General features: G+C 67.8%; 13 protein-coding genes. All 13 read right to left on the bottom strand.

Annotated features, from left to right (window positions below; genetic code table 11):
• Positions 1-46: 46 nt before the first annotated feature.
• Positions 47-1552 carry a DHH family phosphoesterase gene (locus ACQUS8_RS04795; protein ID WP_435097702.1) on the bottom strand — a complete coding sequence of 502 codons (1506 nt, stop codon included), beginning with the start codon at positions 1550-1552 and terminating at the stop codon, positions 47-49.
• 53 nt (positions 1553-1605) lie between these two features.
• On the bottom strand, positions 1606-3078 hold the full coding sequence (locus tag ACQUS8_RS04790) for an NADH-quinone oxidoreductase subunit N (protein ID WP_435097699.1): 1473 nt from the start codon (positions 3076-3078) through the stop codon (positions 1606-1608).
• Positions 3079-4599, bottom strand: a complete 1521-nt coding sequence (locus ACQUS8_RS04785; RefSeq protein ID WP_435097696.1) for a complex I subunit 4 family protein — start codon at positions 4597-4599, stop codon at positions 3079-3081.
• A 1-nt stretch (position 4600) separates the two neighbouring features.
• Entirely contained in the window at positions 4601-6634 is a 2034-nt protein-coding gene (gene nuoL, locus ACQUS8_RS04780; RefSeq protein ID WP_435097693.1) for an NADH-quinone oxidoreductase subunit L, read from the bottom strand.
• Position 6635: 1 nt separating this feature from the next.
• Positions 6636-6938 (bottom strand): NADH-quinone oxidoreductase subunit NuoK, encoded by a 303-nt coding sequence (nuoK, locus tag ACQUS8_RS04775; RefSeq protein WP_435097690.1) that lies wholly within the window; start codon positions 6936-6938, stop codon positions 6636-6638.
• Positions 6938-7234: a hypothetical protein gene (locus tag ACQUS8_RS04770; protein ID WP_435097687.1), complete on the bottom strand. Its 297-nt coding sequence runs from the start codon at positions 7232-7234 to the stop codon at positions 6938-6940. The genes nuoK and ACQUS8_RS04770 overlap by 1 nt, the downstream gene beginning before the upstream one ends.
• Positions 7231-7494 (bottom strand): NADH-quinone oxidoreductase subunit J, encoded by a 264-nt coding sequence (locus ACQUS8_RS04765; protein ID WP_435097684.1) that lies wholly within the window; start codon positions 7492-7494, stop codon positions 7231-7233. Before ACQUS8_RS04765 ends, ACQUS8_RS04770 begins: the two co-directional genes overlap by 4 nt.
• Complete coding sequence (locus ACQUS8_RS04760; RefSeq protein ID WP_123073988.1) at positions 7491-7952, bottom strand: NuoI/complex I 23 kDa subunit family protein; 462 nt, start codon at positions 7950-7952, stop codon at positions 7491-7493. Before ACQUS8_RS04760 ends, ACQUS8_RS04765 begins: the two co-directional genes overlap by 4 nt.
• Complete coding sequence (locus ACQUS8_RS04755; RefSeq protein ID WP_435097679.1) at positions 7949-9001, bottom strand: complex I subunit 1/NuoH family protein; 1053 nt, start codon at positions 8999-9001, stop codon at positions 7949-7951. The genes ACQUS8_RS04760 and ACQUS8_RS04755 overlap by 4 nt, the downstream gene beginning before the upstream one ends.
• Positions 9001-10680, bottom strand: a complete 1680-nt coding sequence (locus tag ACQUS8_RS04750; RefSeq protein ID WP_435097676.1) for an NADH-quinone oxidoreductase subunit D — start codon at positions 10678-10680, stop codon at positions 9001-9003. The genes ACQUS8_RS04755 and ACQUS8_RS04750 overlap by 1 nt, the downstream gene beginning before the upstream one ends.
• A complete protein-coding gene (locus tag ACQUS8_RS04745; protein WP_435097674.1) occupies positions 10677-11381 on the bottom strand; it encodes an NADH-quinone oxidoreductase subunit B in 705 nt (234 codons plus the stop codon). The genes ACQUS8_RS04750 and ACQUS8_RS04745 overlap by 4 nt, the downstream gene beginning before the upstream one ends.
• On the bottom strand, positions 11378-11773 hold the full coding sequence (locus tag ACQUS8_RS04740) for an NADH-quinone oxidoreductase subunit A (protein ID WP_435097671.1): 396 nt from the start codon (positions 11771-11773) through the stop codon (positions 11378-11380). Before ACQUS8_RS04740 ends, ACQUS8_RS04745 begins: the two co-directional genes overlap by 4 nt.
• Positions 11774-11858: 85 nt before the next feature.
• Entirely contained in the window at positions 11859-12494 is a 636-nt protein-coding gene (gene purE / locus ACQUS8_RS04735) for a 5-(carboxyamino)imidazole ribonucleotide mutase (protein WP_435097668.1), read from the bottom strand.
• Between the last annotated feature and the right edge of the window lies 1 nt (position 12495).

The following is a 12495-nucleotide window of genomic DNA, read 5'->3' as shown; positions in this document are numbered from 1 at the left end:
TAGTTGTCAGGAGGCGTGCGACGGACAAAAAGACGTTGCCGGCGTCTCACGCCGCGTCGCCCCCCGCGCCTTCGGCGTCGCCGCCCTCGTCGGCCGTGCCGGCGTCCGAGTCGTCGGTGCCCGGCATCGTCCCGCCAGCCGCGGTGCGCCCGCGGACCGCGTCGAAGAAGCGCGGCGTGATGGTGTCCTCGAGCACGGACGCGAGCGTCTCGCCCTCGTCCTCCTGGAGGACGTCGAAGATGCCGAGCGGGATCTGCGCGCCCGCCATGTCCGTGTGGCCGCCCGCGCTCCCCATGCCGTCGAACGCCGTGCGGAGCGCCTCCCCGAGGTCCACGTCGTTCCCGCGGCCGCGCGCCGACGCGTAAATCGTCCCCTCGGTGAAGCCGTAGACGAACGTCACCGTCACGCCCTGAATTGCGAGGAGGCGGTCGGCGGCCTGCGCGAGCGCGTCGCGGTCGGTTATCGGCCCCACACAGGACGCGAGGACGGAGCCGTCGAGTTCGCGGTTCCGGATGCCGCGCGCGACCACCTCGAAGGTGTCCGCGCTGATGGAGGGGCTCTCGATGCGCTCGAGGACGTCCGTGTCCGCGTCCGGCAGCAGCGTCGCCGCCGCCTCGAAGTCCTGCTGGGTGATTTCGCGCCGGAAGTCCTTCGTGTCGATGCGGATGCCGTAGAGGAGCGCCGTCGCGATGTCCTCCGCGGTGGTGATGTCGAAGCGCTCGAGGTACTGGGTGAGAATCGTGCTCGTCGCGCCGACGTCCTCGCGGATGTCCGAAAAGCGCGCCGTCACCTCGCCCTTCGGCGGGTGGTGGTCAACGACGATGTCGACCTCCGTCTCCGGGTCGAGCTGGTCGTTCACGCCCGGCGCGGAGTGATCGACGAGCGCGACGGCGTCGAACGCGTGGGCCTCCTCGGGGTCGAGGCGCGTCAACTCCAACTCGAGGAGGTTGACGAACGCCCGGTTCTCCTGGTGGCTGATTTCGCCGAAGTAACAGGGCTCGGCGTCGACGCCGACGGACTCGGCGATGCGACAGAGCGCGATGGCCGCCGCGATGGCGTCCGGGTCGGGGTTGTCGTGTGCGAGAACTGTCAGCGTCCCCTCGACGGCCTGCAGCGTCTCGCGGAGGCGCCGGGCGCGTGTGTCCATCCCGCGTTCGAGTTCGGTCTCCACGTCGTCGAGGAGCGCTGCGCCCGCGGAACAGACCCGGTCGGCCGTCTCGGTGAGCGTCCGGCGGTGCCGTGCGGTCGCCCCCGTCCCCGTGTACGCGACGAGGTACGCTTTGGGAAATGCCTCGTTGGCTGCCTCGGTCGCGAGGGTGTTCACCGTCGGGTCGTCGCTCGCGACGAAGACGACGTCCGGCGTCCCGCCGACGCGGCGGAGCTCCGTGGCATCGGTGACGTCCCCGACTTCGGCGGCGACCTTCTCGTTCCGCAGCGACTCGATACGGCTCTCGTCCGGGTCGAGGACGAGCAGGTCGCCGGGCCGCTCGCGGACCGTCTCGAGGACGGAGTGACAGACCGTCCCGCTACCGAGCACCAGCCGAGATACCATCTGCTCGAAACCTCGGGCCGGTAGAAAGTAAAGTGTGCCGTCTACGAGTCGGCTCAGGCGCCGACGAGGACGGACGCCGCGGAGAACGCCGCGTCGGAGACGACGCCGAAGGCGACGAGGAGCGCGACCGTCGCGACGGCGGCGGCGACGACGGCGGCGTAGATGCCGACCGGGCGCTCGCGGATGTCGAACTCGCCCTCGGGGTCGTTCACCCAGACAGCCTTCACGAGGCGGCTGTAGTAGAACAGCGAGAGCGCGCTGTTCACGACGCCGAGCGCCGCGAGCCACCAGAGCCCCGAGTTGACCGCGCCGAGGAAGAGGAAGTACTTCGAGAAGAAGCCACCACCGACCGGGAGGCCGGCGAGGCTGAAGACGAAGACAGCGAGCGCGGCACACGCCACCGGCGCCTCCGTCGCGAGGCCGTTGTAGTCCTCGAAGGTGCGGCCGACGCCCCACTGCTCGGCGAGCGCGACCACGAGGAACGCGCCCGTGTTCATGAAGCCGTAGACGAGCAGGTGGGTGAGGCTCGCGCCGACGACGAAGGAGTCACCGGAGCCGCCGAGCGCGGCGAGGCCGATGAGAACGTAGCCGGCGTGCCCAACGCTCGAGTAGGCGAGCATCCGCTTGACGTTCTCCTGGGTCGCCGCCGCGAAGTTCCCGAGCGTCATCGTGACCGCCGCGAGAATCGCGAAGACCATCGGCCACGGGACGCCGACGTCCGCGAGAACGCCCGCAGGGAAGGCGAGCAGGAAGACGCGGAACGCGAGCGCGAACCCCGCGGCCTTCGACGCCGAGGAGATGAACGCGCTGATCGGCGCGGGCGCGCCCTCGTAGGCCTCGGGCGCCCAGAAGTGGAACGGGACGCTCGCGGTCTTGAACGCGAAGCCGCCGATGAGCATCACGATGCCGACGCCGAGCAACTCGACGTGCTCGCTCCCGGCGACGGCCGAGGCGAGCGCCTCGAAGCCGAAGACGCCGGTGGCGGCGTAGACGAGCGCGATGCCGTAGACGAACACGGCCGAGGAGAGCGCGCCGACGAGGAAATACTTCAGGCCGGCTTCGACGCTCCCCTTGTCCTGCTTGAGGTACGCGACGAGCGCGTACGCGGGCAGGCTGACGAGTTCGAGCGCGACGAACGCCGTGACGAGCGAGTTCGCCGCCGCCATCAGCGACATGCCCGCCGTCGAGAGGAGGACGAGCGCGTAGTAGGCCGCGCGGTGCGGTTCGTCGCGGACGTAGTCGTAGCTCGCGAGCGAGACGAGCGCCGCGACGCTCCCGAAGACCACCGTGAAGAACAGCGCGAGTTGGTCGACAGCGAGCGCGCCGCCGAAGCGCACGAGCGGCGTCACGCCGACGCCGGCCGCGAGGAACCACGCGGCCACCGCGGCGCTCACCGCGCTGCCGAGCGTCGCGATGCCGGCGAGCAGGCTGTTCTTGCGGTCCGTGGGCCAGAGCGCGTCCGCGGCGAGCACGAGCAGCGCCGCGAGGCCGAGGACGTACTGTGGCGTGAGGGCTGGGAGTTCCATCTAGAGACCACCTCCGATGACGCCGACGAGCGCGCCGGCGGCGTTCTGAATCATCCCCATGAGCGTCCCGGGGGCGACCCCGAGGAGTATCGAGAGGAGGACGAGGACGACGGCGGGCGCGAGGTCGCGCCGCGACGCCGCGCTCACGGCCTCCGACGGTGCCTCGAACGGCCCCATGAGGACGCGCTGGAGGAACGTCAGCAAGTAGCCGGCGACGACGACGATGCCGAACATGCCGACCGCGGTGACGAGCTGGGCGTTCGCGTAGTCGGCCGCGAACGAGCCCGTGAAGACGAAGAACTCGCCGGCGAACCCGGACATGAGCGGGAGGCCCATGTAGCCGAATGCGCCCGCGACGAGGACGGCGGCCGCGACGGGCATCCGGTCGGCGAGGCCGCTGACCTTATCGAGCATCCGTGTGCCCGTGGCGGTCTCGACGTAGCCGACGCCGAGGAAGAGCACGCTGACGAGCAGGCCGTGACTCACCATCTGGAAGGTCGCCCCGGCGACGCCGTAGTTCGTCGAGGCTACCAGCCCGAGGAGGACGAAGCCCATCGACGGGATGGAGGTGTAGGCGACGAGGCGCTTGGCGTCGCGCTGGGCGAGCGCCGCGAGCGACCCGTAGAGTACCGTGACGACGGCGACGATTGCGAGCGGGAGCGCCCACTCGCGCAGCAGGTCGGGGAACATCGTGACGTTGAACCGCAGCAGCGAGTACGTCCCCATCTTCGTGACGACGCCCGCGAGGAGCACCGTCACGGCCGTCGGCGCCTCCGTGTAGGCGTCCGGCAGCCACGTGTGGAACGGGACGAACGCGCTCTTGACGGCGAACCCGACGAAGAGCGCGAGGAACGCGACGGCGGTGAGCGTGCCGGCCGAGAGGCCGAATGCCGCGCTCACCTCACCGGCGCGGACGGCCGCCGCGATGGCCTCGAACCCGAAGCTCGTGACGGGCGTCGCGACGACGAGCGCCATCAGCCCGACGAACAGCACGAGACTCGCGACGTTCGTGTAGACGAAGAACTTGATCGCGGCGTAGCGCCGACGCGGGCCGCCGTAGACGGCGACGAGGAAGTACATCGGCACGAGCACGAACTCCCAGAAGACGAACCAGACGAAGAAGTCGAGCGCCGCGAAGACGCCGACGAGGCTCGCCTCCGTGAACAACAGGAGCGCGTAGAACAGCGACTCCCGCTCGGCGATGTCGCCCCACGCGGCGACGACGGCGACCGTCGTCAGCACGGTGGTGAGGAGGACGAGCGGCAGGCTGATGCCGTCGAGGCCGACGTGCCAGTTGATGGTGTAGGCACCGGCCTCGATCCACTGCATGGTCGTCTCGAACGCGGGCGTCCCGCCGAGCACGGCGTTACCGCTCGCGTCGAACGTCGCGTAGGCGTAGAGACTCCCGGCGAGCGGGAGCAGGCTCAGCGCGGCGGCGAGCCGGCCCGCGTACTTCTCCGGGGCGAGCAACACCGCGAACGCGCTGGCGAACGTGACGGCGAGTAGGGCTTCGATTAACATCTCAGAACCACCTCCCGAGCAGCAGGACCAGAACGAGAAGGGCGACGAGCCCGAAGACGATCTGGGTCACGTACGTCGTCACAACGCCGGTCTGGAGCCGGCGGACCCGACGGCTAGCCGAGAGGCTCCCGGAGGAGACGCCGTTGACGACGCCGTCGACGATGCTGCCGTCGAAGACGTCGACGCCGCGTGCGAGCGGTTCGGTGACGCCCTGCGCGAGCCACGTCTGGAACTCGTCCTGGTAGTAGTTGTTGTACAGTACGGTCTTCGCGGGGCCGAGCGCGTCCGTGCGCTCGGTCGGGTTCGGCACGTTGTACCACGACCACGCGAGCGCGACGCCGACGAGTGCGACGACGAGCGTCACGCCGGCGGCGACGAGCGGGCTGAGCGACGCCGCGTGGAAGCCGGCGACGTCAACCACGAGTTCGTGGTAGTGCTCGGCGGCGTGGCCGCTCACGGCCGGCAGCGGGCCGTCGAGCCACCGCTCCAGGAAGAGGAGCTGATGGCCGACGAGCGAGCGGATGGCGTCCACGTTCACGAGGCCGACGACGGCGGCGCCGACGCCGAGAATCGCGACCGGGTAGCGCATGTTCGCCGAGGCGGGTTCGGCCTCGCGCGCCGCGTCGCTGCGGGGTTCGCCGTGGAAGGTGAGGAACACCATCCGGAACGTGTAGAACCCGGTGAAGAACACCGCGACGAGTCCCATGACGTAGGCGAGCAGGACGAGCGGTTCGCCCCCGAGGCCTACGGTCAGGGCGTGGTAGAGGACGGCGTCCTTCGACCAGAAGCCCGCGAACGGCACGATGCCGGCGAGCGCGAGCGACCCCGCGAGGAACGCCCAGTACGTCGTGGGCATCCGGTCCTTGAGGCCGCCCATCTGCCACATGTCCTCGTCGTGGTGCATCGCGATGATGACTGCACCGGCGCCGAGGAAGAGGAGCGCCTTGAACGTCGCGTGCGTCAAGAGGTGGAAGACGCTCGCGACGTACCCACCGGAGCCGAGGCCCAGCATGATGTAGCCGTACTGGCTGATGGTGGAGTAGGCGAGCACCTGCTTGATCTCGCGCTTCACGAGCGCCATCGTCGCGGCGAACAGCGCGGTGAACCCACCGACGAGCGCGATGACCGTGAGCGTCGTCGGGGTGAGCGCGTAGAAGCCGTACATCCGCGCAACGAGGTAGACGCCGGCCGCAACCATCGTCGCGGCGTGGATGAGCGCGGAGACGGGCGTCGGGCCCTCCATCGCGTCGGGGAGCCACGTCTGCAGGGGGAACTGTGCGGACTTCCCGACGACGCCGCCGAGGATCAGGAGGCCGAGCATCGTGAACCACGTCTCGGGGGCGAACCCGAACGTGTTCACGCTCGCCTCGCCCTCGAGGGCGGCGTGTGCGAGCGTCGGGAACGACTCCGCGCCCGCGAACGCGGCGGTGCCGAACGTCCCGAGGACGCCGACGACGCCGACGAGCAGGAAGTAGTCACCGAAGCGGGTGACGAGGAACGCCTTCTTCGCGGCGGACGCCGGGCCGGGCTCGCGGAACCAGAAGCCGATGAGCCACCACGAGCAGAAACCGACGAGCTCGAAGAAGACGAACGCCTCCAGCAGGTTCGAGGCGAGCGAGAACGCGAGCATGCTCGCCGTGAAGAGGCCGAGGCCGGCGTAATACCTGGGAAGACCGGTCTCCCCCTCGTCGTTCATGTAGCCGAGGCTGAAGACGTGGACGAGCAGCGAGACGCCGCTGACGATGACGACCATCAGCGACGAGAGCGGGTCGACGAGCACGCCGAACGTCAGCGCGAACGACTCGTTCGCCGCCGGCACCCACGTCCAGACCTGCGAGTACGTCGTCTGCCCGACGCTCACCGCGAGGAGCGTCCACACGGAGAGCGCGAGCGAGAGCGCCGTCGCGACGATGCCCGGGAGCGCGCCGCCCTTCGGGAGCGCGTTCGGCCGGTAGTGCCCGACGAGCAACGCGACGAGGAACGCCGCGAACGGGAGCAGGGCGATCGCGGGCGCGAAGGAGAGTGCACCCGACATGTTACCACCTCATACCCGTCGCTTTCGTGACGTCCACACTTTTGAAGTTCCGATACAGCACGAGCACGATGCCGATGCCGACGGCGACTTCGGCGGCGGCGAGCGCCATCGTGAACAGGCTGAACACCTGGCCGCTGATGGTGCCGTACTGGCCGCTCGCCGCGACGAAGACGATGTTCGCCGAGTTGAGCATGAGTTCGACGCTCATCAGGAAGACGAGCGCGTTCCGCCGCGCGAGCACGCCGAAGACGCCGACGCAGAAGACGGCGGCCGAGAGCACGAGATAGTACTCTAGCGGGACCATCAGGCCTCACCTCCGTCCTTGCGTGCGAGCGTAATCGCGGCGACGAGCGCGGCGACGAGCACGAAGTCCACCGTCTCGAACGCCGCGAGGAAGCCGGTGTCGATGAGCGGCGTCTGGCCGCTCATGTCGAAGAGCGCGTAGCCGATGCCGGCGGTGACGGATGCGCCCTCGGGGTACCACGCGGCCGGCCCGAACTCCGTGAGGAGGAACGCGCCTGCGAGCACGGCGAACAGCGCGAGCGCGCCGAGGCCGCGGGCGAAGTTCGCGTTCGTCGCGAGCTTCGGGCGCGAGGTCATGTCGCCACCTCCCGCTCACCCTGCGTGAGCATGACGGCGAACGCTAGCAGGACGAGGACGCCCCCGACGTACACCAGCACCTGCATCGCCGCGACGAACTCCGCGTTCAACATCACGTAGTGGATGGCGACGGTGAAGAGCGCGCCGCCGAGCGAGAGCGCGGAGTGCCACGCCTGCTTCGCGAGCACGACGCCGAGGCTGAACCCGACAGTCGCGAGCGCGAACACGAGGAACGCCGCGAGTTCGAGTGTGTTGCTCACTGGTAGTCGACCTCCCCGTCACCCTCGCCGACCCACGCACCACGGTCGGGTTCGCGGGCCGCCAGCGGGTCGATGTCCTTGTACCACGGGACGTTCCCGAGCTGTTCTTTGTTGTACACGAGGTCGTGTTTCGTGTCGCCGTTGAACTCGAAGTTCTCCGTGAGGAGAATCGCGTCAACGGGACAGACCTCCTCGCAGAGCCGGCAGTAGATGCACTGCGCGACGTGGAGGTTGTACTGTTCGCCCTGCCGTTTGTCGTCGGTGACGATTTGGATGGTGTCGTTCGGACACACCTTCTCGCACTGGCGACACCAGATACAGCGCTCCTGGCTGAACTTGTGGATGCCGCGGAACCGCGGGGAGACCTCCGGGGCCTCCTCCGGGTACTCGACGGTGAACGTCTTCCCGTCCAGTGCGTGTTTCATCGTCGTCGCCATCGACTTGAGGAGTCCAATCATGCTATCACTCCCACGATGATGGCCGTGAGAACCAGGTTCGCGAAGGAGAGGACGAGGAGTCCTTTCCAGCCGATTTCGAGCATCTGGTCGATACGTACGCGCGGGACTGCGGCGCGACACCACTGGGTGAAGAGGAAGACCGCCCAGACCTTCACGGCGAACCAGAGGATACCGAGCCACTCGGGTCCGGGGCCGGCGGGGCCGCCGAGGAACAGCGTCGTGACGACGGCGCCGCTGAGGAAGATGTGGAGGAACTCGCCGAGGAAGAACAGCACGAAGTAGATACCGGAGTACTCCGTGATGTACCCGCCGACGATTTCGGTCGGCGCCTCCCCGATGTCGAACGGGTTACGCCCGACTTCCGCGAGGCTCGCGACGAGGAACAGCGCCAGCGCGAACGGGTTGAGGAAGCCGTACCACGCCGGGACGGCGATGGGCCCGAGCGAGAACAGCGTCCCCTGCTGGGCAGCGACGATTTCGCTGAGCTGGAGCGTCCCCGTCAGGAGGACGACCGACGCCGCCGTGACGACGAGCGGAATCTCGTAGGCGAGGCTCTCGGCGACCGACCGCATCGACCCGAGGAGCGAGTACTTGCTCCCGGAGGCGTAGCCACCGACGACCATGCCGACGCTCGCGATGCCGGACACCGCGAAGACGTAGACGAGGCCGATTTCGGGGTCGGCGAGCTGGAGGCCGCTCCCGAGCGGGATGACCGCGAACCCGAGCAGCGCGGAGAGCGGCAGAATAGCGGGCGCGAGGTCGAAAGCGGGTCGGTCGGCACCGTCCGGGATGATGAGCTCCTTCGACATCAGGCGCACGGCGTCCGAGACGATGGTGAGGATGCCGAACGGCCCGATGCGGTCGACGGCGATGCGGTCGGTGAACATCGCCGTGATCTTTCGCTTCGCCCACGGGCCGGCAATCGCCGACATGAGGAGCATGATGGTGACGATGACACCTGCGACGGCGACGTCGAGGAGGAGCTCCAGCCAGAGCGGCGGCGTGGCGTAACCGAGCCACTCCGCGAGCGCGACCGGTGCCGTCGCCATCAGCGATCCACCTCACCGAGGATGATGTCGAGGCTCCCGAGCGTGGCGACGAGGTCCGGGACGTACTCGCCCTCCGCCATCTCGGGGAGCGCCTGCAGGTTACTGAAACACGGGCTCCGGATCTTGAAGCGGGCGGGCTTGTCCGTCCCGTCCGAGCGGATGTAGATGCCGAGCTCGCCCTTCGCGCCCTCGACGGCGCGATAGGCTTCCTTGTCCGGCTCGGGGTTGAGCGTCCGCGGGACGTTCGCCTGGATGTCGCGCTCGTCCTCCGGCCACTCCTCCAGCAGGTCGACGCATTGCTGGATGATACGCGCGGACTGCTCGACTTCGCGCATGCGGACGAGCAGGCGCGAGTAGTTGTCCTTCCCGTCGTCGGTGACGACCTTCCAGTCGAGGTTCTCGTAGTAGCCGTAGGGGTCGTCCCGGCGCAGGTCGTAGTCGATGCCGGAGGCGCGGGCGACCGGACCCGTGACGCCGTAGTCCTTCGCCGTCTCGGGTTCGAGGATGCCGGTGTCGACCGTCCGGGCTTGGAAGAGCTCGTTCTCCGTGATGAGGTCGTGGTACTCCTCCATGCGGCCGGGGAGTTCGTCGAGGAACTCCCGGACGTTCGCGAAGAACTCCTCGCGGGGCTCGGGGACGTCCCAGACTACGCCGCCGAGGCGGAGGTAGTTGAACATCATCCGCTGGCCGGTGAGGTCCTCGAGGATGTTCTGGACGACTTCGCGGTCCCGCATCGCGTACATGAAGATGGCGGTGAAGTCGCCGTAGATGTCGAGGCAGAACGTCCCGAGCGCGAGGAGGTGGGCGGCGATGCGACAGAGTTCCGCGCTCATCGTCCGCATCACCTGTGCGTACTCGGGGACCTCGATGTCGTTGAGGTCCTCGGCGACGCGCGCGTACGCCCACTCGTTCAGGATGCCCGCGGAGCCGTAGTCCCAGCGGTCGGGGTACGGCATAATCTGGTGGCGGTAGGTACCCGATTGAGCCATCTGCTCCTCGCAGCGGTGGAGGTAGCCGATGTCGGGCTCGACGTCGAGCACCTGCTCGCCGTCCAGAATCGTCTTGAGGTGGAGGACACCGTGGGTCGCGGGGTGGTGCGGCCCGATGTTGATGAGCATGGTGTCCTCGTCGCGGTGGTCGTCCGCGAGCGGGTTCTCGTGCTCCTCGAACGTAACGATCTGGGGCTTGTCCTGGTTGTAGTTCCGCCCGAGCGGGTGGCCCTGCCACGTTTCGGGGAGGAGGATGCGCCGGAGGTCGGGGTGCTCGTCGTAGTTGACCCCGACGAGGTCGTAGGCCTCCCGCTCGTGCCAGTCGGCGGTGCGGAAGACCGGCTCGGCGCTCTGACTGACGGGGTCGTCACGCGTCGTCGGCACGACGACCGAGACTTCCTGCGTGGGGTCGTCGTACTTCTTCAGGTGGTAGATGGACTCGAAGCGGTCCGCGTACTCCTGTGCGGAGACGTTCGAGAGGTGGTCGAAGCCCGCCTCCTCCTTGAGCGCGGAGAGCGCGTCCTGCACGCGGTCGGCGCGCACGACGAAGCCCTCGGCGTTCGTGTGCGTTTCGCGTCCGACGACGGCGTCGCCGAGCAGCGCCTCGATGGCGTCGTAGTCGACGCCTTCGACGACGTCCTCGGGCTCGACCTCGGCGTCCTCGGACGGTTCCTCGGTGGTCTGACTCATGGCGAATCAGCCCAGTTGTAGCGCATGACGAGGGTGTCCTCGTCGATTTCGTCGGCGAGTTTCTCCACGAGTTCGTCGCGTTCGAGGTCGCCGAACTCCTCGAGCTCGTAGGGTTTGACGGTGACTGGCGACGTTTCGCCGTTCTTGATGCGCTCTTGGAGTTTGACGACGCCGTAGACGAGGGCTTCGGGGCGCGGCGGGCAGCCCGGGATGTGGATGTCCACGGGGATGACCTCCTCGGCGCCCTTGACGACGTTGTAGCCCTGCTGGAACGGCCCGCCGGAGGTCGAACAGGAGCCCATGTTCACGACGAACTTCGGCTCGGGCATCTGGTCGTAGACGCGCTTCATGCGCGGGGCGAACTTGGAGACGATAGTGCCCGGCACGATCATGACGTCCGCCTGTCGCGGGGACGCGCGCGGGACCCCGGAGCCGAAGCGGTCGAGGTCGTGTTTGACGGCGTACGTGTGCATCATCTCGATGCTGCAGCACGCGATACCGAACTGGAGCATGAACATGGAGGAGCCGCGCACCCAGTTCATGAACTGGTCGAACTTCGTGAGGATGAACGGCGTCGAGCCGAACGCCTCACGGAGCGTCGAGTTGAATCGGGAGTCGACCTCGCCCATTCGGTCCTCCCGTGTCTTCGTCTGCGGTGCGGTCGTGTCGATGATGTCGTCGCGAGGGTGGTCGCTACTCATGTGTTGAACTCAGATTTCGGAGTGCTCGCCCACCGAATGGCGCCGGTGCGCCATGCCCAGACGAGACCGACCACGAGGACTGCGATGAAGGCCAGCATCGGGTAGAGTGAGGCTCCGAGACCGACGGAGCTGACGGCGTCCTGATAGATGACGGTCCACGGGAAGATCAGGACGGTCTCGATGTCGAAGACGAGGAACAGCAGCGCAACCAGGTAGTACTGGATGTTGAAGTTGAGCCGCGTCCCCCCCGTCGGGACCTCACCGCTCTCGTAGACGGTTTCTTTCCCTTTTTCCGGCACGCTCGGCCGCAGCAGCTTCGACGCCTGCACCATGATGGCAGGTATCGAAGCGGCCACGACGGCGAACACGCCGACGGCGATCCATTGGTTCATCGTCCGTATCACGCGGCACTTCACCCCCCACGCGTATAAACATTGATTCTTTAGGATACTTCCTAAAACCCCGAATTTGTACGGTTCAGCCGCTCTCCTCGAATCCGGGTGTGCCACGCTCGTGCAAACGACGGGAGACGTCACCCACCCCGTCACGCTGGTCCTCGTGGAGCGCGACGAGTCGGTCGCGGAGGTCGTCGTACTGGCGCGCCAGCACTTGTGCGGCGGAGAGCGCGGCGTTGTAGGACTTCCCGGCGTCGACCGTGGTGAGCGGCGCGCCGGTCGGCATCCCGATGACGGAGTCCACGGACTTCTCCTGGACTGGGACGCCGATGACCGGCACGGGGTAGGCGATGGACGCGGTCATGTTCGGGAGGTCGGCGGACTTCCCGCCGGCGCCCGCGATGATGACGTCGAGGCCGCGCGCCTCGGCCGTCTCCGCGTACGCGTACATCAGGTCGGGGGTGCGGTGGGCGGAGACGACGAACGTTTCGAAGGTGAACCGCTCCGCGGGCGGGTCGTCGTAGTCGGTGACTTCGGCGAACCCGAGGTCGGTGAGTGCCTCGTAGGCCCCGCGCATCGTCGGGAGGTCGGAGTCGCTCCCCATCACGATGCCGACGTCCGGGGTCTTCTCACGCTCTCGCTCGGCTTCCGCGCGGAAGAGGTCGCAGAGTTCGTCCACGCTGTCCTGCTCGACGTCGGGGTCTGGGATGCTGGTCATG

The organism is Halarchaeum sp. P4 (assembly GCF_051195175.1).
Taxonomy (GTDB): Archaea; Halobacteriota; Halobacteria; order Halobacteriales; family Halobacteriaceae; genus Halarchaeum.
Note: the sequence above shows the minus strand (reverse complement) of the source record. Positions and strands in the feature narration are given on the sequence as shown.